Below are 25,495 nucleotides of genomic sequence, written 5' to 3'. Positions count from 1 at the left end.
ATTACTCCTAATAAAGTCTCATTTATGAACTTTTATTATTATATTTGCTACAACAGATACCAAATTTGAGATGTTGGACAATATATACATACTGACAGACACCGAGCTTTGCAACAGGATTGCCGCCAAAATAAAAACGGTACGCCTGAAGCAGAATATGTCGCAAGCCGAACTGGCGAACAAGAGCGGTGTCTCCATCTCCACCATAAAACGCATGGAGGACGGGGAGGTGAAGAACTTCGAGTCGCTGATCCGCGTCCTGCGCACCCTTGGCAAGCTCGACATCCTCATTCCGCTCGTCGAGGAAGAGCAGTTGAGCCCGAACGAATACTACGAGTTGGCCAGCAAAGCAAACAAGCCAAAGCGCAAGCGGGCATCCAAAGGTTACACAAAAGAGAATAAGGAGGAATCGGAATGGTAGACGTAGCTCGTGTCAATCTATACGGCCAGCCCATAGGTTCGGTGCGCTGGGATCAAAGATATGGAGTCGCACAGTTCGAATACGATCCGGACTTTGTGCGACAGGGCATAGAGCCTTCGCCACTGATGATGCCCGTAAGGGAAGGCCGTGTATACAGTTTCGGGGAGCTCGACAAAACGACCTTCAAAGGCCTGCCCGGGATGCTGGCGGACTCCCTGCCGGATACATACGGCCGTGCCCTTTTTGAGAAATGGCTGGCCTTGACGGGCCGAACCAGCGGCAATGCGATTGAGACGCTTTGTTTTCTGGGCAAACGCTGCATGGGGGCCCTTGAATTCGAGCCGGCCATCGACGCAGTCGATACGGATATCCGGATAGAGGTCGATTCTCTGGTGGATGTAGCCAGAGAAGCCCTTGCCGACAAATCAAGTTTCAATGTGAACATCAGCTCCGACAAGAAGGCGGCCATTGCGGAGATTCTGCGCCTCGGCACTTCAGTCGGTGGACAACGGGCCAAGGCAATCATTGCCTTTAACAAAGCCACCGGAGAGATCCGTTCGGGACAGGTAGAGGCTCCCGCCGGATTCGACTACTACCTCATCAAGCTGGACGGCGTATCCGCCACTGCCGGATTCAGAGAGACTGAAAACTTCGGCCGACTGGAGTACTCCTTCTCGCGTCTTGTGAGGGAATGCGGCATCGAAATGACAGAATGCTCGCTGATTGAAGAGAATGGGAGAGCGCATTTCCTGACGAAACGGTTCGACCGGATAAACGGTGCAAAGGTGCACATGCAGACACTCTGCGGTATCGCGCACTTCGATTACCGACTCCTCAGGGCCTACTCCTACGAACAGGCGTTCGCTGTGATGCGCGGTCTGCGGCTCACCTACAAGGAGGCACAGGAGATGTTCCGCAGAATGGTGTTCAATGTCGTGGTGCGCAACCAGGACGACCACACGAAGAACATCTCGTTCCTGATGGACAGAGGCGGGAGATGGCGCCTTTCTCCGGCCTACGACATGGGCTACGCCTACAATCCCGACGGCCAGTGGACCTCGGTCCACCAGATGTCGATAAACGGCAAATTCAGCGGCATCACCAAAGACGACCTGCTCGAATGTGCAGCCAAGAACAACATCAAGAATGCCGCAAGGATCATCGACGAAGTTTGCCAGGCGGCATCCATGTGGCCGGAGATCGCCCGTGAGTGCGAAGTGCCGCAAAAGATGATCGAGGAGATCCGACCGAATATGGTTTTCTTCTGATGGTATGGTTCGACGGGTTGTCGTAACTTTACTTTATCCCCGTATTTAATATACGTTCATTAAAGTAAAGTCAAAATAAGAGAAGAAAAGAGATGGCTGCGCCATGAAAAATGGGTTCAACTGTTTTTCTCTTTTGGCTGTAAAATATGATAAATATATTCCTAATAAACCGTATTAAGAACAAAAAACATATAAACTCACATATTGCCCTGAAAATTGGCATTATAACAAACAATATTATCACTACATTTATTCACATATACGTCACAAAAAAACATTGTGCCGATTACAAAAACTGATTTATTTTACACAACCAATTATTAAACAACTTATTCTACTAAACAATGAAAGAGACAGATGTAATCATGCGAGAACTCAACGACAAAGAGATCCATGAAAGAAAGCCATTCTCACACTTCGGATGGGAGGGAAGTGGAGCATTCTCTTTTTCCACTATATCAGATGGATATTGGGAAGGCGCAAAAATTCTACTTGAACATATGAAAGATAAATGTTATGATTTTGCCGTAATAGATACTCTTATATATCCATTATTCTTTAATTACAGACATTCTGTAGAAACATATTTAAAACTATCATTCTTCAATTACGGAGAACAGACAAATGAAGCCAGAAGTAGTTATCTAAACTTGGGTCACAATTTGCAGAATCTCTGGGCTCAATTACGGCCATCGCTAAATAGAGGGAAAAAGCATGTAGGGAGTTCAGTAGACCTTAAAGCGATAGATCATTACATTCATACAATTAATGATTTTGATCCTGATTCAATGGTTATGCGTTATCCTATTCAAAAAGACTTGACTGCGAATAAGGATCAAGAACATCATTTTGATTTTATCAATTTTGGAGAACGGATGGATGAATTATGCGATTCTTTAAGACAACTCAATCATGATTTGTCCAATCAAATGTCGGAAGCCGCAACGTACGATGAGCTAGAACAATACCTTAATATTTTTAACCGATACCGTCCCAAAGTTAATAATTTTATCTCTATACTAAATGAAGAAGCAGCTAATGAGTCTATAAGAACTCTTAAATTTAATGATTTACTTACTGCAATACAAAAACCATCTAAAACCTTTTCATTTCTAAAAGGATGTGAGCCAGATTTACTTATCCTTTTAGATAATTTATTTTACGGTGGACGATCTGTAAATCAAAATGTTGTTCGCTTGTCAAGTTCTCAAGTAGAACGACAAAAAGAGTTTGTCAGATTTTGTAACGAGCTATTGGAAAAAGAAGGGCTCAGCTTCGGAGTGATTCCGGAAGATGGACAAATTAACATATGGGGTAAAACCCCATCAGCTCTTTTAAGTGGCATTTCAAAAGCCCTTTCAATTCTAGATTTAGAATCATAGAAAAGTAATAAATATATAAAAATAAAAACAAAGGAAGACATTTGCTTAGGCGAAATAAACCCCGACATGCCTTGTCTTTGCAGACGGGGTCGGTCGGGGCCCGAAAGGGCTGTTTTTGCCTCTTTTCCCTCTGTTCGGAGGGCACCGATGAAAAAAACGTTAAATCTTCGATTTTTTGCGAAAAACAAGTAAATTTTTAAGATTCCTATCTTTTAAGACGTAAACTATTGATAGTCAATAGGCATTTGATAGTGCATCGAAAACAAATGAGACAACCTTAACAAAATAGCTTCAACCATTTTTTAATATATCTGCCAACAATATCCATGAGTCGCTTGTTTCTAGGGAAATAACTTCGTAACATCCGTATCAAATCAAGATTCGAATTTTGTCGAGTCGTTAAATTCTTGTAATTTTCGTAAAATTTACGGACTAATTTCACAAAGCAATATGAAGAAAAACTTTGGATCGAAGAGTTGGCTCTACCCGATGCCCGTGCTGATCGTGGCAGCCTACGACGAGCAAGGTGTGCCCAATGTCATGAATGCCGCCTGGGGTGGCATGTTTACCGATGAGACAATCGGAATCTGTCTCTCCGCCGGGCATAAAACCACGAAAAATATCCTTGCGACACGTGCCTTCACTGTCAGCATGGCTACGGTCGATCAAGTGACAGCCTGCGACTATGCGGGTATCGTCTCCGGGAATAAAGTCCCCGACAAATTTGCCCGGGCTGGATTTCATGCTACTCCTTCGGCACACGTCAATGCCCCGATGATCGACGAACTGCCCATGACACTCGAGTGCGAACTACTCTCCTATGACCCCGCAAGCTGCCATCTGACAGGACGTATCGTCAACATCTCAGCCGACGAAAGCATTCTGACCGACGGACAAATCGACCTGCGCAAGTTGCGCCCGATCAGCTTCGACCCCATTCATCTCGAATATATCGAATTAGGGGCTACGGTCGACAAGGCCTTCTCCTGCGGCAAGAAACTAAAATAGCGAGATCTACCGCTATTCAGGATGTACGATCCTCGGGAAAATCGGATTATCATCGACGGAGAGGATAAAACCGACTCCGTCGAACGCTGTTGGTTCACCTCAATGCCCAACCGCTGCCATGTCATTTTCTGCCATTTCCCGAAGACCTACTCCTATGTCCCGAGCAAAGTGCTATGGCTGAAGGATCCCGTGGTATTCGATCCGCAGCATTGCCATCTGCTCCACCAAGGCCGCCGGATAGAGCCTCTCTCCCACATCGCCGCTTTCCAACAAGGCTCGCGGCGATTCTGGTATGTGGAATACGCCAATGGCACCGGAGCCCACTACAAGGGATCGGAGGTCGAACTCGTTCGGTCGTGCCTGGAGGAGCCGCCCGCACAAGATCGCTTCGCCTATCTGCGCGATGTGGCGGAACTCAACCCTCTGAAGACCGACGACGGGCAGAAACTGCTGCTGTTGCAGTATCAGAAGATCGACTTCGTCTCCGACCGTTCGGCGGCGGCCCTCTACCTGAATCCCGGCAAGGACTCGCTCCGACAATTCCCGGTGCCGCCGCTCATCTACCCCTTTGGGTGCAACGCCAGCCAGCAGAGAGCCATCCAGGCAGCCTTCGGGAATCAGATCAGCATCATCCAGGGCCCTCCGGGAACCGGCAAGACGCAGACGATCCTCAACATCGTGGCCAACCTTGTGGTGCAGGAGAAGACCGGGCTGGTCGTCTCGAACAACAATTCGGCCATCGAAAATGTGGTCGAGAAGCTGGAGAAGCAGGGGCTGGGATTTCTCACCGCCCTGCTGGGCAGCCGTGAGCGAAAGACAGCCTTCGTCGAAACACAGGCCATCGAGAAGTCCATCCCGACCGAGATCGACTCGTGGTATTCGGCCGAAACCGACTCTCCGGAGTTCCTCCGCACCATCCAGTCCGAGGCCGAATTGCAGACGATTTTCGAACGGCAGGAACGGCTGGCTCGCGCCCGACAAGAGTTGTCGGGACTCCAAACCGAACAGCTCCATTTCGAGCAGGAGACAACGGTCGACTTCTCCGTCACACTTCGCCGGCAGATGCCGTCGGCCCGGCTGCTGATACTATGGAACGAATTGCAGGCCGCCGTCGAATGGCAGCCGAACGGACTCTTCGACCGATGGCGCGACGCGGTCCGATGGTTTTTGCTCAAACGCCGGATCCGCCGCCTCTTCGACGGATTTCCCCGCCACCCGGAGCGGCAGGATCTCCAGCGGTTGATCCCCCTCCTCCAGCGCAGTTATTACCAGGTCCGACAGGAGGAACTCACGGCAGAGATCGACCGGATTGAAAAGCAACTTGCCACGTCGGACGCTCCGGCGATGGTGGCCCGGCTGAGCGACGACTCAATGCGTTACCTGCGCAGCCGACTGGCCGCTCGCTATGGCAAGGGACACAAGCGACCGATCTTCCAGCACATCACCCCCGAGCTGCTCAAGGAGTACCCTGTCGTGTTGAGCACGACCTTCTCCTCGCAGTCGAATTTCCGGGCGGAGACGCTGTTCGACTACGTGATCATGGACGAAGCCTCGCAGGTGTCATCCGAAACAGGGGCGCTGGCGTTGATGTGCGCCCGCAATGCGGTGATTGTCGGCGACTCGATGCAGCTGCCCAATGTCATCACGGATGCCGACCGGCTCCGCATGCAGGCCATCGCCGCCAAACACGCGATCGATCCCCACTACGACTGCGCCGCGCTGAGTTTTCTGGAGTCCGTCTGCCGGGTCTTTCCCGAAGCGCCTCAGACGCTGCTGCGCGAACACTACCGCTGCCATCCGAAGATCATCAACTTCTGCAATCAGCGCTTCTACGACGGGCGCCTACTGATCATGACCGAGGATCGCGGCGAACCCGACGTCATCACGGCGTGGCGGACCGTCCCGGGGCATCACGCGCGGGGAGCGTTCAATCCCCGCGAGATCGAGACGATCCGGCGCGAGGTGCTGCCGTCACTTCCCTGCGAGCAGGCCGAAATCGGCATTATCTCCCCCTACAACGAGCAGGTCAATGCGCTCCATCGTGAGCTGGGCGGAGGCATTGACGTGGCCACGGTCCACAAATTCCAGGGACGGGAAAAGGAGGCCATCATCCTGTCGACCGTCGACGATCAGATTACCGCCTTCACGGACGATCCCAATCTGTTGAACGTCGCCGTATCGCGGGCCAAACGGCAATTCACGCTCGTCACCTCGAGCAACGAACAGCCCGACAGCCACAACATCGCCGACCTGCTGGCCTACATCGACTATAACGGCGGCAAGATCACGGAGAGCGCCATCCATTCGGTATTCGACCTGCTCTACGAACCCTACGCCGAAGCTCGGCGGGAGTTCCTCAAGCGGCACCGCCGGATCTCGGAGTTCGACTCCGAGAATCTGACCTATGCCCTGCTGGAGCGGGTGTTGGAGGCCGACCCGGCATTCCGGCATCTGGGCGTCCTCTGCCACCAACCACTGCGACAGCTGATCCGCGACTGGACGCTTCTCGACGACGAGGAGCGCCGCTATGCCTCGAACGGCGCCACGCACCTCGACTTCCTGATCTACAACCGGGTGAGCAAACGCCCCGTCCTGGCTATTGAGACCGATGGCTACCAATTCCACAAACAAGGAACCCGTCAATCCGAACGCGACCGGATGAAGGATTGCATCCTCGACCGCTACAGCCTGCCGCTGCTGCGCCTCTCAACCACGGGCACCGACGAAGAGACCAAGATCCACACGCAATTAACCGAGCTCTTACAGAGATAGCGGCTGGAGGAATTTATGGTTAAAAATCCGTCCAATCCAGTCGAAATTACTATCTTTGTATATTAACACGCTCCCAATGAAAAAAGAAGCAGGATACGTATACATTCTGACCAATCCGAGCTTTAAGGAGGATTGGGTGAAAATCGGCAAGAGTTCCCGCCCGGTAGATGTTCGTTCGAAAGAGTTGGACAACACGGCCGTGCCTATGCCGTTCGAGATTTATGCAACACTCAAAACCTCGAAATACGAGGAGGTCGAGAAGTTGATTCACAAGACCATCGACCGACTGACCGATTTGCGGATTCGCCAGAATCGGGAATTCTTCAACGTACCTCCTGCTAAAGCGTTGGACATCCTGCGCGACATATCGACCACGCTCGACGATGCCGAGATTGATGAAGTTCATCTTAGGAATAAGAAAGCGGAGCCGGAGGAGCCCACCGAGAACGGGAAGAAACGAGCTCGCTTCAAGTTCAGCATGGTTCATATTCCGATTGGAGCAACCCTGGTTTTCGTGCCGACTGGAATTGAAGTAACAGTCGCGGACGACGATCACATCGAATACAAAGGACGCCTCTACAAACTCTCGCCCTTCGTGGGAACCTTTATGCCCGAGGAGCGTCGCAATGCTTCGGGGGCATATCAAGGAGCAAAGTATTTCACCTATAAAGGCGAGCTATTGAGCGACCTCCGAGCCCGTTGCGAACACGAGGAATAGCACTGAGCGACGGGACGTTTTTCGATTTGAAGTCAATCTTCAAACAAAAGACCTATTGTCAGAGATTAAGAGGGTTAATTCTCACAGATGTACCCCTCTTGGTCGTAGGCCTTCCGCTCTCGATGGATTAAATCTATCAAGTGTTGCAATTCAGGTACCTCGGATTTAATACTCATAAATCGGCTATACTGTTCATCGTATCTTTTCCTGGAGCCCGATTTCAGGCGCGACTCCACATCGTCCGGGATCAAATACGAAGAACGCTCTTTCCCCAAATACTGCTGAAAATCAACCAGGAATATATTTATCCCTGCCAGATCAAAATCGCCAAAATGCAGATAATGATTCGGGATGGTGCATAGCCATCTCCTTAGATCCGTGGATTGCGGATATCGGGAGACAAAGAGCACGCGGGTTGAGAGATCGTGCGCCCGAAGATATTGTTCAAAGAATACTCGTTGCTGACGAATCATCCGGAAGTTCTCCATATTCTCGACACCAATCACCACCACATCCTCCGGAATTGCAAATCGCTCCCAATCGGAGACAAAGAGGAAGCTTCCCTCCTGCGGATTTACCACAAATGGCTTTCCGTCAAGAAGATACGCAATCGGTTCATAGCTGTTCACCGGGAACCCCGGGCAGGAACGAACCATAACGAGTTTGGAGTTTCCGGTTTCCGCGGCCATCGAAGCTCGGGAATTCGGTTGATCCACTTCGAGGATTCGATAGCGTTCATCCCGGTCTATGAGAAACCGTTTAAGGGCCTCCGGATCACGAGCCCGATACGATTTTCTTGAACCGCGTGGCTGGACCAATAGCAGACCTTCCGCCAGCAGTTCGTCAAGCAGCCGGCTGTTTAGCTTCGAACCTGCAACTTGTTCACCGGCCAACAATGCTTGTATAGATGCATTTATCGCCATATCATCCGACTAATTGATTCGTTGCAACAACTTCTCGACCCTCGTCTTCACGCCATGCTTACTGAGGAGGTATGTATAGCGATAGTCGTAAGGATTATACGACGTAGGCGAACTATTGATAAGATAGATATTGCGAGAGTTGGCGAACTGCAGAATCCCCTTTATATTGTTGGGATGCAGACGCCCGATCTCATCCATCATGCAGTGGACGATGAAATCGCCACTCTTTTTGGCCGCCTTTTTCTTAAAGACATTGATAAGCATGATATTGACCATCGCCTTCACAAGAATATCCGTACCATCCGATCCCACGTTATTGATACGTTCCACCCAGCCCGTGTCGTTGTCATTCTCTTTGACACGGAACTGCAACCGGAAAGCATCTCCCAAGGATACCGTCGCACGATTGGGCTCGTTCTGCAACTGATGCGACAGTCTCTTCAGATAATCGACGACCTTACGGTTCACTTCATCCTGGTTATTGTCAGAGAAAAGATTCAGCTCGCCGATGGTGAGCGCATTCTCCGTCGTATAATCGTGAATAGAGATCAGCAACTGCATAAGCTTGTCGCTCGATGCATCAGCCCGGAGCTCAATGCTCTTGATGACTCCGGCAAAATTCTTCTCCACGAAATCCCGGTTGATATCCTGTATCACACCATCCACATCCGCTCTTCGCTTCATGAGGGACCCAATCTCGGCCGAAATACGCCCCATGATGTCTTTGTAATGCTCGCTCGTCCGTCGGCGGAACTCCTCGATTTTGTTATTGTCCATGAAGTCCTGCAGATCAACCGCAATTTGCATGTAATCAGCATCGGTCACCGGCATTGTGTTGAAGTGGAAGGCATTCTGAGGCTTGAAGTTCCGATTGAAGCTGACAACGACGGATTTCAACTTCTCGATTGATTCCCGTTTTTGATTGACAACTCCCCGCAATTGGCTCAAGAGCTGCTGACAATCCTGCTGCGTCTTCATCTTCCTGTCATCCGTGAGATATGCGTCAGGCACCAGATGCTCGTTATTGCGCATCTGATGATAACGCTCCAGCCCCTCACGCCTATGCTCCAGCTCCTTTAGGAGTTTTTTCTGACTCTCGTCCAGCTCCGCGCACCGCCTCAAAATACGCTCCCGTTTGTCATCATAGTGCTGCCGGATCGAGGAGAGCTGCCGCTCAATAGCTTTCATGCTCTCTTTGATTTCCGGTTCCACGGCAAAGAGATTTTTTTCGGCATCCCGATATTTGATAACAATCGGTCGTTCTTTATCAATCCTTCTTAACAGTCCCTGCAATTCGTCCAGCTCCTTACGATATTGCTCAAGCAGATGCGTGTCAACGCCTTTCCCGGCAAGCTCCTCGTTCTGCTGTTTGTCAAGTTGCGTCTTCTGATCGGCAAACTCCTGATTACGCGCGGCGGTCTCCTCGTTTTGTGACGCTTTGAAGGCACGTAACTCCGTATCAAGAGCTTTGGAAGCCTTGTCGAATGCCGAATCAAGATCCTTCAAATCTTTCTTGTTCTTCAGCTCATTCTTCTCACGGGCCTCTTTCTCCGATTGTACCTTCAAAACTGCTTCATTGCAAGCACGTTGACGGACTTTGGTCTCCCGATCAATCTCTTCCTGCTCCTCCATCTTCAGTTTATGCCGCTGGATTTGCAATTCCTGACGTTTGCCGGGGATCTGTTCCTCCTCCGTCTTCAATGAGGCTGCACACTGGCGAAGAGGTTTAATCAACGCGGCATATTTTTTACGGAGTTTTCCTATTTCATCCTCATGAGTAGCAAGCAACTGTGACAACTGACGCTCTAACTGCTGCACCTGTTCTTCCAACCGCTTCTTCTCCACCTTGTACTCGTCGGGAGTACGATGGACCGAGTCGATATTATCCAGGTTTAACTGAATGCCGAACAGCCCATCGCTGGCACCGGACAGCCGAGGCTCAAGCCCCTCTGCGTATAAAACCCGCTCCTCATCAACGACTTTACCAATCGTATTCTCCCAGCCTTCCGTATTTTCACAAAGCCACTTGTAAAGAGAGCCGTCCAGGTGAGCAAGCAAGCCATCAATCCTTGCGACTTGTTTACGGATTTTGGAACGATCCGCCTCAAGATGTTCCCGCTCACGTTGAAAGGTCTGCTTTACGTCCGCTTCTTGCATTTTGTACTCGGCGGCAAGCTGCTCAATCTGACTTTTCACCGCACGCTGCTGGGCGGAATTCTCGCTCTCCTTCAGATTCAATTGCAGGAGTTGTTCATCCACCTGCTTAATTGCATCGGCCATGGGATGCCACTGACGGAGCTCCCGCAGCGCAGCTTCTGCCCGATTCTGGTCCGCCAGCAACATTTGCCACCGTTCGTCCGAGTCATGCCTCCAGCTGTTGAAAACCTCCATGACCCGGTTCCGTTTTTGGGTGCGGTCCTCATCCAGCTTAGCGCGCTGCTGCTGAAGTTCGGCCTGCTTGTTATAATATGCCTCTTTCTGGGAGTTCTCAAATGCTTGTCGGGCATTCTCCAGATTTCCTTTTAATACCTTGTATTTCTCCTCTATCGATGCATGGGTTCTCAATAAACCATCCAACAGCGTCTGTTTATCCGTCGTCTCCTGCCGGATAGCGGCCTCCCGGTCGGCAAGAGCGAGGATCGGGCCAATACCCAGTGCATCAAACTCTTTTCTCGCCTTCGCTATATCTGCCAATTTACCCTTTTTGGCACCAAGATCCTGATTGAGCTGGGCTTTCTCTTTGTCGTAGTCTGCCGTCAATTCCCGCTCCCGGGTCCGTTCTTTCTCAATGCTGCTCTTTACCTCCTTTGCTTTTTCTTCCAGAAGCGGAATCTGTTGTTCGCTATATGCTACCGCTTCATTCAGCATATGCCACACGTCCAGCAATTGCTGATCGAGCGCGATAATCTTGCGCCCCTGGTCTGCAATCTTCATCGCTTGCTGACGCACGGGGAAACTACCATCACGGGACTGACGGAACCAGCAGTCGATCTCATCATACTCCCGTTCGAAATCCGTAACAAGTCTTCTGTAGGTCTGCAAGTCAATCGGCAGATCCTCCTCTGTCATGGATTGTATCAAGGTGTTCTTCACAAAGTCGGCATCCAGCTTCGTATTCAGAAAAACATTCTGGATGCTTCGTGGAATATTCTGATAATGCGAGCTCTGCACCAGAGCATAACGTGCGTATTTGGAATCGCGAGTATTGCCGAAGATAATATCCTTGAACATGGCACCGGATTCGATTCTTGCGGAGACAGCCACATTCTTGTCGATGCGTTCCCGAATCCGGATCCAGTCACTCAACACCTGCTTGTCCTCGGTAATCAGCCATTCCTGCTTATACGGTGCATCAATAAACCGCCACGAAGCACGCCCCTGGTAGCGACCGACAAGGATCGTATATGCGCCATTCTCACGCATCACTTCATAAAGTATATACGAGTTCGACTGGCGGAAATAGAATTCATCAAACGGTTTCTGTCCCTGCTGAATGCCCAAACGGTGCTTGTCGGCATTGTAGAAAAACAAGAGCGCTCTCAACACGGTGCTTTTACCCACACCCTGCGTTCCCGTAAAGTGCACATTCCCGTCTACAGCGATCTCGGCATAGGGGATATTCGCGCTATTTATAAAAATGACTTTATTCAGGTACTTCATCTTCGTTTGCAATTTGAATGATGTCCACCAACTCCTCTACATAGCGGAATGCCGAAGTGACCTTATAGGTCTCATCAAGCTCATTGACACACTCCGCAAAGCCCATACTCTGCATCTCCTGAAGCAGTTTGTTCACAATCTCGACAAGAGACCCAGCGCCGTATTTCTTGAAGAGATGGTTCGCCTTCTCCTTCATTTCGATATCCAGGCTGATCTGCTCCATCAAATGGCTCTTACGGAACTGATACCCGGCCGTAAAGGACTGGTTATAACACTTCAGAAAGTCCAGATAGTCCAGCCATTTGGAAAAGCTGTCCAACTTCTGCTCAATGGACTGTTTGCTCTCTCCTATTCGGGAAAAATAGAAGTAACCATTCTCCGCTTCGAGTTGCAGCCCAATCTCCCGAAAATAATCCGTGTAATCCTCCAGGTTCTCCTCTATATCCTCATACAGATGGCGGGTAGAGGCGTCGATGCTGTCGACCGAGAGGAATTCACCCCGGCTTAAACGCTCGTATATTCTTTGGGTATTATTTCGCATAAATGATCGGATATTCAATGTTTTGGTAGATGGCATATTCTCCGGTCATCCGGCATTCATCAGGATGCAGAATAACCAGCTGACAGAAGATTGCGGCATACTCCTCAATATTATGTTTTACCTTATAGTCGTATCTCAAGATGAAATCGAACAGATTATAGCTTGATGCCAGGAACGCATTCCATATTTCGGCAAGATTCACCTCTTTCAACAGTTGGACATGGTCCTGCAAATCATCATCCGTCAAAGGCTCGGCCGCGGTTCTTGCCGTTTTCTGGATTCCATTACGCTCGGCGACGCGCTTCAGCAGTTTGATAATCTGATCGTTTCCTCGCAACATCTCTAGGGAGAGGCGGATCCGGCTGTATTGACGGGACTCCATCCAAACCGGATTCCGCTCTTCCAGCACCTTCGAAAGGTTCGTTTCACTCTTGATAAGCAGCTGATCTTGCAAATATTTCAGCTTCCGGATCTTTCTGTAGAGTTCATTCTGCTGGTCTATCTGATTGATGTAAGAGATGATCTGCCGGTCAATCTCCATCAGTGCATGGTAGGCCTCAACAAAATCATGCTTCACATCGCTACAGGTCTTGGCCATGTGCGGGTCATTGGCCATGATGAAAAAAGCATGCTCATTATCCATCAGCTTTTCACACTCGCGTATCATGGCGCGAATGCTATGACCCTTCTCGTCCAGATTCTGCAGTTTCTTCTTTTTGATGACATAATTTGGCTCCTGCTTATAGGCATGATCCATATTACGCTTCAAATCCACCACATTTTTCAAGGTTCTGAAGCCGGTCTTCTTGAGAAGCTGCCGGACATTATCCTGATACCCCGCTTTACGGCTGGGATTGGTCTCCTGCAGAAAATAGCCGATATTCTCCTTCAACGTATTGATACACTCCTGTACACTCAGCACGCTGATCTCCTCGTTGACATTCAGTACCTCCTCGAAAAAGTTCAGGTAGTCACTCTCAATCTCTACCATGTTGCCAGCTTCCACCAGCACGCCATAGTCAATCAACTTCCGCAGCCTGGCTTCATTCCCTCCGACAAGGTCAATAGCAAGTGCGACCGGAAACCTCATGAGTTTCCGTTTCTCAAACATCTCACTGAGCAGCCCTTGCTCACGTGAGAGCGTTTTGGTCAACTCCTCTATGCTCCTAAAATGCGTCAGGACATCCATATCTACAACTCTGAGATTGACATATTTACTTTCACTATTGCGTATTTGACCGGCGAATAGATCTCTGAAAAACCCGATTTTTCAAAGACCATCCCAATGATCGCCTTATCGCCCAAGAAGAGGCCTTGATCATACACACCCCGTCCCATATTGTTGCTCTAATGCAATTTACTATTTTTTATTCGAACAACAATCTATATTGCGCAAAATATATCATTTAGAGGTTCCCAATAGAATAAAAAAGTCGGGTTCCGATTTTCGGAACCCGACTACCCTATCCACAGAGTGTGACGGCTACTTCTTCTTGCGATACCGCACTTCGGACATACACCCTCCTCGTTGAGTGCAACGCCGCACAGCGGGCAGCGGTCGATGTCGTTCTTGGTCATGAATCTTACAGAAACAGCAGGGCATTCCTCCAGAACAGCTATTAATATGACTGCTCTCATATTTCAAAATAGCCAATGCTCCATTCTATTGCCCCCAATGCCTTTCATATCCGAATCATAAGAGCCGGAGGGACTTTCTCCTCTGGCACTTAGGAATCGCACGAAAATCCACTATCCCTACTTACTTCTTATGGAATCTTTTTCTGTGATCCAATTCCGAAAAGGACAAGGCGCCTGTGAAATAGAATTCCCTACCTGCACTTACATATTTCAGAATAATCAAACCATAAAAGGGCGACAAAAATAGCATGTTACTCCTTTAACAGCATCTATCCACCCAGAAAATTAGTTTGTGCATTATACAAATCTATACCACTGGATAAAATCACATAAAGGTAGAACGAATATTATGAATGTAATTCAACTAAGAAAAAATTAAATCATTAGTGCAAGAATAAGTTAATAATACAGTTGTTTCCGTTCAAGAAAGGAATATTGAGATGGTGATATCATATAATTATCTACAATACATGTCTTTTAATATAAACAAAAATGAGACAATAAATTATTGTCCCATTTTTTTAAATGATATATCGATTTATTTCATATCCCAGATTTAATACCGATTTCTATCTCTCGTATTTTATCAAGAATAGGTTGCTTGTCTTTGTAAAATTGATACGGAAGAGAATCTACTTTTACACCCCCATCAACCCTACTCCATACTTTGGAAAAGGGAGATAAACGTTGAATATTTCCGTAGATAAAAAAATTAACATGTTTCCATTCATCAAAATTCAATTCCAAAATATAACGCTCTGATCCCGACAATATTTCTTTTTCTATCCGTATCTGCCATCCCCAAGAGTCCTTCATAGGTCCCTCCATAGATGCAGCTTGATTCGTATCAGAATATTTGAACTCCAACAAACTAATCAACTCTGGAATAATTATATGTCGCTCCGTATCCAAAACAATACGATCATACCACTTACCAGGAATGGCAACAATATAACTCCTGTTATTCTGAATTCTGAAACAAGATTTCCGCTCTGATTCTCGATTACTAATCCAATCATAAATATATTCAGCCCTCGAATCTGTGATGAGACGATTGTAGAGCATCTTGAATGATTCATTCGTTTCATTCGAGAGACAGGAAGCTTGTTTGACAACATCTTCAAGATATTGGTCAATCGATTTATTATTGGGAGTATCAAAATAATGACAGAACATTTTTCGTATGGCAGGAGAGCCCGTGAGAATATTCTTAAGATACTTTTCTGTCTCGGCATTTTCTGTAAAATATCTATCCTGCATTCCGGAGGGGTTCCATTGGTTCAGACAACTGAGCAAAGCCCGAATAAGAATATGCCGTTTATTCTTTCGATAGGATAGAGCGATACCATTCTTGTCAAAAAGATCCTTGACTATCTGGTATCTATCTTGAAAATTCCTACTCGTTCCATGCTTTGGCGTGAAAAAGAATCGTACGGATCCTTTGAAGAATGGGTGGCTTTCAGCTTCAATAAATGCCTGCTCCCAAGATTGATCATAGTTTCCTTGGGAATCAAACATCTCTTGAACCTTCTCTTGCTCCTCTATCAACTGACGGTTCTTACTTTGAAGATCAGCAGAGGCCAGACTTTGATAAAAATCTTTGCCAATCGCATCCGGAAGGTGAATTATTTCATGTACAGTTTTAATAACACCAGTCAACGTAATGATATTTTCTATCGCCGTATTTTCGATAATATTGAGAACAACTCTCAACATTTTCTTGAAATTTTCCCTCACAATACCATCGTCGAAATTCTTATTTTGCGGAATGGCCTCAATAAATTCGGTTATAAAGGCAAATACAACTCTATGAGATAACAGATAGTTTTCTTTATTCCGGACATCGAAATCGAATACTCCCCCATAGGGAGCTTTTCTTATGACATTACAAATTGTCTCGTAATGGGAAAGAAAGACATTGAGGACACGCTTTATCGGACCAAATACGGGAAAAACCTCCTCCCTTTGCTGTTGGGAAATCATCTGGAATAAATTTTCATAGTTTTCCCATCCCTCTAATTTCCTCTCAACAGTATTTTGTTCAACATCGTTATAAAAGAACGATTGTAACGATGCTATCGTAGTATTGTTTCCTTCAAGAAGAGTTGCTTTGGTAAAAAAGTATCGATTGAAGAATCGGAAATATCGATCTCCTATTTCTTTATCGTTTATAGTAATGATATTTTTTATTTCATCCAACTCAGATATTTTTAATGGATTCTGCCAGAAAATATCTATCCATTGAGCATCGATATTGGATATAAACTCAAGCCAAAACGGCATTTTCCCCTGCACTGGTAGATCCATACCATAAACACCAGCCGGACAGGTTGATTTCATATATTTGACGATGGAAGCCTTGAAATTCTCAAAAGGAGTCAATCGGAGTCCTCTGGAATTCATTTTGATGTAAAGTTCGTCAGTCATATCAAACTGGTCTAAAAGCAGCACATAAAACTGGATTCTATTCAGTCTTTCATGTATATTTCCCAGTTTGTGTCCTTTGTATAAGGTATCAATATCGTCAAGCATATTCAACATGGCGCAAACAGTAGCGTCACAATTGAAATCATCCGTGAACCATTTGTTGGCTTTCAGGACTTCCGAAGGTTTTTCCGTTTTCAGATCGAATTTTGTAGAGGTAATTTTTAACAGAAACTGGGTGGACGTATCTCTGGTTTCATAGGTAAAACGGCTGAGATACTTCGGAACTTCAGAAGCTTCTTGCTGATAAATATACCAATAAAGCAAAAATAGAGTAGTTGCACGTTGCTGTCCGTCAAGCAATTCTAATCCTTCACCACTGCCATTAACAAGGGGTTGTTTCGAACCAAAAAGGAAACCAAGTTCAAGAGGTGTCGTATTTTCATTATTATCGGTTAATGAGGTGAAAATTTCCTTGAGAAAATCCGACCTTATTTCGTTCTCCCGTGACCGTCCTTGGGCATAGGATCGTTGAATCTTGGGGATAAAAATACAAGAGACCTTGATAGGCTCACTCTCGTTATCCACATGTATCCCTTCAGTTAAAACCTCTTCAAATGTATGTAATTGAGTTGTTCTCATTGCACGTCTATTTTATCTGATTTCCATATTGAAGACTGAAGTATCAGAAAAATTCGCTTTAAAATCCTGAATCTCCTTCAACATGTAAGCATGATACGCTTTTTTATCATCTATGCTCCATTTCCAGCGATCGTTTGAACAACCGTTGTAACTCTTACTAAATATATTTTGGGTACATATCGGAACAAATATACCGTCGTGTACCCTCTTTTTTATAATATCAGCCTTCCATGCGAAAATCTTATTCTGATATGAGCGATTTGTTCCAGAATCAAGCAATGTAAGATTTCCAATCCAGTTTTTACGCACATCTGATTCATCTTCTCCAATAAGAGTACGCACCCTATGAATCATATTAACCAAAGTACTACTTGTATCTGTATTTGCTGAATCTAACAGCTCTTTCTTTAACTCCTGATAATTTTCATCATTAGTCAAGAGTGTATTCAGGGCTATTTCAGCTTCTTTCAACCAAGCTTCTTGTTCTTTTTGATCGGTAAGATTATTTGTTGTAGCCGAATCAACATGCTCTATATCCCAACCAAAGGCGTCCAATGCCTCGTACGGGAATCTATAGATGTGGCTCAAAACATCTCTGACATTTCGCTTAAGATCCGTCTTTCTTTTTTCGCTATCGTTTTTACTAATATCAGCAAATGCATTATCAATTGTTTTGTTGGTTTCCCTGACATTAAGGAATCGGAAAAGATCATACATTTTGGCTTTATCTGCGGAATTGTTAAAGAATAGGTTAATATATTCTTCATCTTTCCCTATTCCAAGATCAGCTTGTTCTTTTCCGATAGGGATTTTATCAACAATCTCTTTTCGGATCTTCCTGTTAAGTTCTCTAATAAAATCATCATGCTTTACAACTGATGGTTGATCATAAAGATTAGAGATATCTCTGATTGAACATCCGTGCTTAATCAGCAAACCTACAAGATTATAAACCTTAGGATTATAGAACCAGTTTTGCAGCATGCGGAAGCAATCCATGACATCATTCCACAATCGATCTATTCCAGTTGACACTTGATTTATAGTTCCATTCTTCCTTATCAGGGCGAATTTCTGATAATAGTAGCGAAAGAGGTAATCATCTTCATCCGGACGAATTGTATTCTGAGGATCTTTGTCAAAAAGATATTTGAAGATTATATTGATTCGCCCATCCTCCTGTTGTATATCATTGCTGACAAAAGACCAAAAATCATTTCGATGAAGTGTATTTTCAATTAATTCCCAATCTTTGGCAATACTTAACTGCTTTAGATCCTTTATTTTATTCTCAAAATTTCTTCTTTGCAGAAAGAGGGCCTTGATTTTTTCCGTATCGGTCAACGGTATTTTTCCTTTATTCTCACTGAGAAATTCTTTGATTGCATCCTTTTCTCCGTCAAGTTCGTACCAAATAAATTGCGGACTACCCATACTATTGTTATTCAAAAAATTGAATAACAAATCCTTGACTCTTTTGGGACTAAACTCATCCTTGGAAAACAAAGCAAACGTTGCAGAGGCACAATCCCTATCTTTTTCAGGTGTATTATATAACCAATTATTCAAATATATATAGGCATTTGATACATGAGCAATATCAATATCCTTTATCTCTTCTCTTTTAAACGGGCGAAATCCTGAATTTTCCAAAGGCGCATAATCTTCAGGACGAGTTTGATAAAAGATATGATATAGTTCGAGCCCTCCATTATCTTTTTTAGCATCATCCATACTGTTATAGTTCAACCCTTTAACCAGGAAACGATAAAGAATGAAAATTGTCGTCAGACGTTGTTGTCCGTCAATCACCTCGTATGCATCAACATCTTTATCATCTATCTTGTATTTCCCCTTACGAACAATTAGAGGTTGAAGACTGTAAAATGAACTTTTATTTTGCTTGAGAATGTATTCCAATAAGTCATTACAGAGATCATAAATTTGTTTTTTCGTCCATCTGTATCCTCTTTGATAGGATGGAATGAAGAAAAATCTCCCATCCAACAGTTTCCGCACTGAAACTTGTTCAATAATATTACATCCCATAATATGATGATTTTAATAGATGCATATGGTTTATTTCAAGGATTCTAATGCCAAATAGATATTTTCGTAGTTAGCAAAAGGTACAAGAATGAGAGCTGATGTAGGCAAGGTCAGAACTTGTTTTACACATTATTCTGTTTTTATTTTATTGTAGAATGTTAACCATAGATTATTGTTTAAATATAGTCTTTTTAGTCGTTATAAGCAAGTTTTTATGAATTTTCCTAGCAATAAGATTGCTGCATATCTCTTGGATAAATTAACGCAGACAAAAGATAGACTTGTACATTCTTAGGCATGTAACTAGCTTATCTATTTAATAGAAAAAGTACTTATAACCAATACTTAACTTATCCGTCAAACCGTAAACCTCTAAAAATTGGCATATAAGGGATTCTCGCAAGTAACTTTCCCTCGGAAATAATAAACTTATCGGTTGATTTTTCGAAAAACATTATTATCTTTGCGCCATAAACCCAGAGGTTGATTATGGAGTTTGACATCATATACCCGGAAAATAAAACTGACGCATTTGATGCAGAATGTATAATTGCAGCGGTATTCTTCGATGATAATGAACTACTTTCATTTGGAGTAAAAAGTAATTCGCCTGAATTAGATGACTCATTCTATAGCTACAATCAATTTGAAAAAGCATTTGAATTATGGTCATCTCCTCAATACCTAAGTGACTTCTACAATCAGTTTAAGACTTATTTTCAAACTGAATATTGGCGAAATATTCCCGAGCACACTTTTATGGCCGAGGTTAACAAGTCTCTAAATACGATTAGAAAAACAATTATTGAAGCCATGGGAAACAGCACATTCTACAAATTGATTGAACCTCTAGAAGCTTCCGAAGAAGAAAAGAGACTATATGCGAGTATAAGAGTAAAATTAAAACAAGGAACGATCATTGGCCACTACCCATTCCGATTTTATGCTATTGAAGTTGAAGAAAAGAAGTGTTATCTTATAACCGGAGCTACAATCAAAGTTCATAAGGATATGAAAAAGGCGGATAATACAGAAATAGAGCTGAACAAACTGGAATATACCTTGCAATATATCAACAATAACGGCATAAACACTAAAAATACCTTTGTATCTCAGGCTCTATAAACAATAAAATAATAGTTATCAATAATAATAAAATCAATAGATTATGCGTGCACGTGTTAAGCCAACAAAAACTTGGATCTCAAGATCAAAAATTGAAATTGAGAACGAGGAAGAGCTCCTTGCATGCAGGAGAATCATCCTCAGAATTATCCGCTACATGAAGGATAATAAGATGAATCAGAAAGACCTCGCAAAAAAATTGAATGTCTCTCCTCAGTACATCAATAAACTTCTTCATGGGCAAGATCTTGATCTCAAAATCACTACGGCATTAAGATATGGCCGAATCCTCGGAATTAAATTAATTACACTCCCCGAAGACGAACCTGCTACGCCTCAGGTTACCATTTATTGCTGCCAAACGATAACTTCTATCAACAGCATTAGCAACAATCGCTTCGATTACACTTCAAACTCTCTAAGAAGGGTTAGAACAAACTGACTGTAAATTATGAATACAATTCAATATATACTCAGAGGAGTCTCAATAGAGCAATTCGCAACGCTCTTTGAACCAACAACTGATAAAATTCAGTTAAACCTGAGCATTCCTATTCGTACGAATTATCAGGAGCGAAGTCTTGCTGTAGGAGCTAATATCCAGTTTCTTGAGAATGATAAGCCATTCCTTATCGTTGAGGTATTATGCCACTATATCATTGAAGAATCGTGCTGGAATGCCCTCACTGATAATGGCACCAAAGATGCTACTCTCCCCAAAGATTTCATGGGAGCCCTTGTTAGGATAGCAATAAGCACATCGAGAGGTGCATTATGTGCAAAAACGGAAAACACTCCATATGCAAAATATTTCCTGCCGATCATTGAGATGCATGATAATGGAGAAGATGTAATCATCCCTTTGATTCAAAAAACAATATAGACAATCAATTCTCTCATATCAGGTACTTTCTCGAGGCTGTTTTGAGATTTTAAAGATCCAAAACAGCTTCGCTAATTTTATCAATATTATTGATTCAAGAGCGCTCCCATAGATACAAGAGTTCAGACTTATCAATCAATAAGATTATTGTTTCTTAGCAATCTTTCGAGATTTTATATCTAGTATATTCATTTCATCCTTATTCTCATAAGCATAAAACTCTCTAATTTGAACCTGTTAAAGCATTTTTCAAAAGATACTTCTAATTGCATTGCAAATTCCAGTATGGTCTTTATATTTGATGCAATCTCTTAATCTATATTTTTGCATTATCACCATACTTGCATAAAAATGTTATCGGATCAATTTCTGCCGTTTCTTTCATTCTTTCTTCAATTAAATCCTCTGAAGATGGTGCGACATTCAGTTCAACTTTCTGGAATATAGGTAATAACCTTATTTTATTTTGGTAAAGTTGGAACTTATCATCACGTGGAGTAAGGGCAAAAACCAAAGCACTTGCAAATAAGTCTGCCAACTGTATGCCGAAAACCTCATGCGACCTAACTATTTCCATCTTACCGACGGGCAATGGATAAACGTGCTTACTTTTGCCATATCCCACTGCCGTCTCAGGCACATCCATATCTCTTAAATATTCCATAAACTTCTTGTTTACAAAGAAAGGTTCAGAGGAATCAAAACTGATATTCTCTTTCTCCCCAGTTCTTTTATACCATTCTTGAACTGAAACAGAAAACAACGGTATTGTTAGGTCTATATGGAATTTACTGACAGACAAAGCCTCTTTAATATATGGCATAGTGCAAGATATTTCTGACAGCATCTTAAAAAAGACAAACTCTGTTGCAGTATCCCTTCTTAATTTATCTGTGGTCCTATAGAAATCCGCAATGGATACAACAGATGGAGTTCTAACCATTGTAACAAAATTATTTTCGAATTCTGCCACTAAATCCTTATTGGGATGCTGAATAGCATAATAATACAAGCCATTTGCTAATACCAAATTTACAGCTCCTTCATATAAGTTAATGCCCTCATTATAATACCTAGTCTCAACTAGCATATCAACAATCTGGGCATAAATGCAGTATCGTTTATATGCAAATGATAGAAGCACATGATTTGAATCCAGAAGAGGATGATTAAATATTTTATCCAACATCTGCCTACCTTGAGGATTAGTATACATACTTTTGAAATGAAGCTCCTTTCCCCATTCGCAATAACCTATATCCTTCTTCAGACGCGCAATTTCATCATCCGCCATCCTAACAGATGCCAATGCAAAGTACGGTTGACTGACATTGGTTAAATCGGGCCCCGTATACCCGGATTCATCAAAATACAACATGATAAATTTATTCAGATTGTTATAATATTATTCAAATTCCAGACTCGAGGGTATTGTGTATTCGTGTTTCCAAAACCATACCTTTCTCCATATCAACAATTTAGATCAAGCTCTCTAATTTCTTTATCAATAATGGCAAAATCATATGGCCTAAATTATTTGCAAGGTAGAATCCGTCTCATCTCTCCTAAACCAATAATAGCCTCTTTCTCATTCAACCCAGCCTTTGCTGCCACTACCAAAAGATCGTCTTTCGTCGGTTCTATACTGTCATTGATTGAAGTCGTGCGAAAACCGTTAATGCCATCGCTGGGCAACAGGTCATAGGCCGGAGCAAAGTGCCAATCGCCATCCCGATGAATAAAAGCGAAGTTCTTAGCGTGGTCATCCTTGTTGCCGATGAGATAATTGAACACCATCAGTCGATAGACTTTCCACAATTCGGCTACACTATGCGTCAACATGGCGCACACCTGAAAAATATGCTTGTAGTCGATACTGGGCAATCGATAATCAGCACCGATAAGACCGGCCACGCTTACAACATGCAACTTGCCTTGAGGCGTTCGGTCAAAACGCTCCACGCCGAAGTACTTGCCTTCGAAAAGCCGCGTATCAGGCATTTCGATTCCACACTCTTTAGCTAGCAGCGAATAGCGGTATTCATCCACACCGATACTCTGCGGATCCCTCTTGGCTCGAAACTTGACCAGCCACTCTTTGCCTTCATAACGGGCGAAGATCTTGGGACGTGCGCCCCCCGGAGAGCCACCACGGTCTTGAAACTCCTCGATGCCTTCCCCTCTATATTCGTCGCTGTCCAATATCCGCTCTGCTTCCAATGCCAATTTCTCGAAATCGGCATAATCCTGTCGCGTCACGACACTATGATCCGGACGAAACTCCAGGGCTCCACGTCCCGACGACCCGACCAATGCGAGGCGATCCAGCAGAGAAAGCTCGCGAGGATTAACCCCCTTTTGCTGCAGGTATCGGTCCAAGATAAGAAGGCCCCATCCATCGGGCAGGCAATCATCGAAGACACCGAATCCTCCCTCAAACGGACGCGGTTTGGCGATAAAGACGCCACTTCGCAAAGGCAACTCAAAGGGAGAAATGGAGAAACCCGAACCTAGCCAATCGGGAGCATATTCAAAAGCACACAACCCCTCCTTGGTCAGAGCCAGACGACCTACTAACCGATCCGCAAGAAGAACTTCGATTTGTTTGATGCTATTCATTTTTCCGACCCCGTTTACGCGTGACACTTTGTTCATTCAAGACATCATCGAGCGATTGATATTGCCTCTGCGCAAAAAGAGCATCGAACTCCGAAAGAGCATTCAAGGCAAAGCCTATCTGGAGCAGCCCCTTCAATGAGATCTCACCCGTCTGCTCAAATTTGCGATAGGTTGCGAACTTGATTCCTGCTCTCACAGCCAAACCCTCCTGCGTCAAATCCAGCTCCAATCTCCGAGCTTTGACTCTCGCCGCAATCCTCATGGCCACCTCACCTGGATTTAAGATATCAAACGCTATCATATTATTCATAAATGCTATTTATACCACAAAATAAATAAAATAGTATTCCTTACAAATATAATCAATATCTTCCATTTAAGCAATACTCACCATGAAACACTACAACCGGCCGGAAGGTATCAACAGAATAAAAAAATCGGGCCCCGATTCTCGGAACCCGACTACCCTATCCACAAAGTGTGACGGTTACTTCTTCTTGCGGTACCCGCACTTCGGACATACACCCTCCTCGTTGAGTGCAACACCGCACAGCGGGCAGCGGTCGATGTCATTCTTGGTCACGAACTCCGCCGAGGCCGCATTCACACCACTCGTGAAGGAGATCTTGGCGATGTTGAGCTTATCCTTCAGCAGGTCGTAGACAATCTTGATCATCCCCTCAACCGTCAGCGTCTCTTTCGTGACCACCAGACGGTAATCGGGATAGGCCGTGGCCAGCTCCGTCTTGAAGGCCGGGCCCTTCATCTTGTTCTGCGGGTGTCCGTTGCGGATGCCCTGCTTCTCGTAGACGTCCAGAACGGCCGGCAGCAGCGGATCATCCTCGCGCAGAACCAGCGCATGGTCGAAATTCCGGAGCATGTTCCACGCTACCTTCTGAATCTCGTTGCAGGGGTAAACCATGTTCACACCCGCCTCGATGCTATCCTCCACCTCGATGGTCAACTGTCCCGTGTGACCGTGGAGATACTGAGCCTCTCCTTGAAAACCGTAGAAACGGTGTGCATACTGCAGATCGAATGTTGTGATACTTCTCATAACAAATTGCGGTTTTAAGTTAGACATTCTTTTTCAGTGTTACCTGTTCGAGGTATTCGCGGATCAGCTGCGAAAGCTCCGGATCCGCATAGTCCTCGATCGACTTGCCGTCGAAGAGGTGATGGTGCTCCGCCACCGTGATGTCGTAGTAGCACTTCCCGGTGTCGGGGTGATAGATGAACGACAAAATGTTTGCCGAACGGAAGCTGTCCAAAATCCGATAGATGGTCGAAACGGTCACCTCCTTGTTGCGGGACTGGACCCGTTCGATGATATCCTCCACCGTGGCGAGATGACCTCCACGGCCGCCCTGCGGATTAAGCGCACCAGCAGACCGTCTCCCGATTTCGAAGTTTGCCAACTGC

Annotated in this window: 20 protein-coding genes; 9 read left to right on the top strand and 11 right to left on the bottom strand. The window is 44.9% G+C overall.

The genetic code is table 11. The features are described from left to right. The first annotated feature begins 70 nt into the window (after positions 1-70). The 6 genes from B5G09_RS11150 to B5G09_RS11130 all read left to right on the top strand — a co-directional run bounded on the left by B5G09_RS11150 (position 71) and on the right by B5G09_RS11130 (position 7,569). Complete coding sequence (locus B5G09_RS11150) at positions 71-421, top strand: helix-turn-helix transcriptional regulator (protein ID WP_087405204.1); 351 nt, start codon at positions 71-73, stop codon at positions 419-421. Further along, positions 415-1,689, top strand: coding sequence for a type II toxin-antitoxin system HipA family toxin (locus B5G09_RS11145; RefSeq protein WP_087405203.1), 1,275 nt, complete (start codon positions 415-417; stop codon positions 1,687-1,689). The genes B5G09_RS11150 and B5G09_RS11145 overlap by 7 nt, the downstream gene beginning before the upstream one ends. Positions 1,690-2,033: 344 nt before the next feature. After that, positions 2,034-3,071, top strand: a complete 1,038-nt coding sequence (locus B5G09_RS13955) for a hypothetical protein (protein WP_143256541.1) — start codon at positions 2,034-2,036, stop codon at positions 3,069-3,071. Between the two features lie 450 nt (positions 3,072-3,521). Then, complete coding sequence (locus tag B5G09_RS11140) at positions 3,522-4,079, top strand: flavin reductase family protein (RefSeq protein WP_087405202.1); 558 nt, start codon at positions 3,522-3,524, stop codon at positions 4,077-4,079. A 21-nt stretch (positions 4,080-4,100) separates the two neighbouring features. Then, entirely contained in the window at positions 4,101-6,851 is a 2,751-nt protein-coding gene (locus tag B5G09_RS11135; RefSeq protein WP_087405201.1) for an AAA domain-containing protein, read from the top strand. Between the two features lie 76 nt (positions 6,852-6,927). Further along, entirely contained in the window at positions 6,928-7,569 is a 642-nt protein-coding gene (locus tag B5G09_RS11130; protein ID WP_087405221.1) for a GIY-YIG nuclease family protein, read from the top strand. A gap of 74 nt (positions 7,570-7,643) precedes the next feature. Here B5G09_RS11130 and B5G09_RS11125 read toward each other — a convergent pair whose 3' ends face one another. From B5G09_RS11125 to B5G09_RS11095, 6 genes are all read right to left on the bottom strand, one after another. Next, complete coding sequence (locus tag B5G09_RS11125; protein WP_087405200.1) at positions 7,644-8,492, bottom strand: hypothetical protein; 849 nt, start codon at positions 8,490-8,492, stop codon at positions 7,644-7,646. 9 nt (positions 8,493-8,501) lie between these two features. Beyond that, on the bottom strand, positions 8,502-12,152 hold the full coding sequence (locus B5G09_RS11120; RefSeq protein WP_087405199.1) for an ATP-binding protein: 3,651 nt from the start codon (positions 12,150-12,152) through the stop codon (positions 8,502-8,504). After that, complete coding sequence (locus B5G09_RS11115; protein ID WP_087405198.1) at positions 12,136-12,693, bottom strand: hypothetical protein; 558 nt, start codon at positions 12,691-12,693, stop codon at positions 12,136-12,138. Before B5G09_RS11115 ends, B5G09_RS11120 begins: the two co-directional genes overlap by 17 nt. After that, the gene (locus B5G09_RS11110; protein ID WP_087405197.1) at positions 12,683-13,882 is read right to left on the bottom strand and encodes a hypothetical protein; all 1,200 of its coding nucleotides are present in this window, start codon (positions 13,880-13,882) and stop codon (positions 12,683-12,685) included. The genes B5G09_RS11115 and B5G09_RS11110 overlap by 11 nt, the downstream gene beginning before the upstream one ends. Positions 13,883-14,874: 992 nt before the next feature. Continuing rightward, the gene (locus tag B5G09_RS11100; RefSeq protein WP_087405195.1) at positions 14,875-17,397 is read right to left on the bottom strand and encodes a DUF262 domain-containing protein; all 2,523 of its coding nucleotides are present in this window, start codon (positions 17,395-17,397) and stop codon (positions 14,875-14,877) included. 12 nt (positions 17,398-17,409) lie between these two features. Beyond that, positions 17,410-19,446 carry a DUF262 domain-containing protein gene (locus tag B5G09_RS11095; protein ID WP_087405194.1) on the bottom strand — a complete coding sequence of 679 codons (2,037 nt, stop codon included), beginning with the start codon at positions 19,444-19,446 and terminating at the stop codon, positions 17,410-17,412. 489 nt (positions 19,447-19,935) lie between these two features. Between B5G09_RS11095 and B5G09_RS11090 the strand changes: the two genes are divergently transcribed. The 3 genes from B5G09_RS11090 to B5G09_RS11080 are packed head-to-tail and all read left to right on the top strand — an operon-like array spanning position 19,936 to position 21,454. Next, positions 19,936-20,571, top strand: a complete 636-nt coding sequence (locus B5G09_RS11090; RefSeq protein WP_143256540.1) for a hypothetical protein — start codon at positions 19,936-19,938, stop codon at positions 20,569-20,571. A gap of 43 nt (positions 20,572-20,614) precedes the next feature. Then, positions 20,615-21,013: a helix-turn-helix transcriptional regulator gene (locus tag B5G09_RS11085; protein ID WP_087405192.1), complete on the top strand. Its 399-nt coding sequence runs from the start codon at positions 20,615-20,617 to the stop codon at positions 21,011-21,013. Positions 21,014-21,022: 9 nt separating this feature from the next. Then, a complete protein-coding gene (locus B5G09_RS11080; RefSeq protein WP_087405191.1) occupies positions 21,023-21,454 on the top strand; it encodes a hypothetical protein in 432 nt (143 codons plus the stop codon). 316 nt (positions 21,455-21,770) lie between these two features. Here the strand turns inward: B5G09_RS11080 and B5G09_RS11075 are convergent, their stop codons facing one another. From B5G09_RS11075 to B5G09_RS11055, 5 genes are all read right to left on the bottom strand, one after another. Then, positions 21,771-22,832 carry a DUF3800 domain-containing protein gene (locus B5G09_RS11075; RefSeq protein ID WP_087405190.1) on the bottom strand — a complete coding sequence of 354 codons (1,062 nt, stop codon included), beginning with the start codon at positions 22,830-22,832 and terminating at the stop codon, positions 21,771-21,773. A 155-nt stretch (positions 22,833-22,987) separates the two neighbouring features. Further along, the gene (locus tag B5G09_RS11070; RefSeq protein ID WP_087405189.1) at positions 22,988-24,073 is read right to left on the bottom strand and encodes a type II toxin-antitoxin system HipA family toxin; all 1,086 of its coding nucleotides are present in this window, start codon (positions 24,071-24,073) and stop codon (positions 22,988-22,990) included. Then, positions 24,066-24,383 carry a helix-turn-helix transcriptional regulator gene (locus tag B5G09_RS11065; protein ID WP_087405188.1) on the bottom strand — a complete coding sequence of 106 codons (318 nt, stop codon included), beginning with the start codon at positions 24,381-24,383 and terminating at the stop codon, positions 24,066-24,068. The genes B5G09_RS11070 and B5G09_RS11065 overlap by 8 nt, the downstream gene beginning before the upstream one ends. A gap of 177 nt (positions 24,384-24,560) precedes the next feature. Further along, on the bottom strand, positions 24,561-25,130 hold the full coding sequence (locus tag B5G09_RS11060; RefSeq protein ID WP_087405187.1) for a 6-carboxytetrahydropterin synthase: 570 nt from the start codon (positions 25,128-25,130) through the stop codon (positions 24,561-24,563). Positions 25,131-25,149: 19 nt separating this feature from the next. Next, the gene (locus B5G09_RS11055) at positions 25,150-25,491 is read right to left on the bottom strand and encodes a transcriptional repressor (protein WP_241147645.1); all 342 of its coding nucleotides are present in this window, start codon (positions 25,489-25,491) and stop codon (positions 25,150-25,152) included. Positions 25,492-25,495: the final 4 nt, after the last annotated feature.

Origin of the sequence: Alistipes sp. An54 (genome assembly GCF_002159375.1) — a bacterium.
In the GTDB taxonomy this organism is placed as follows: domain Bacteria; phylum Bacteroidota; class Bacteroidia; order Bacteroidales; family Rikenellaceae; genus Alistipes; species Alistipes megaguti.
This window is presented reverse-complemented; position numbering and strand designations above follow the sequence as displayed.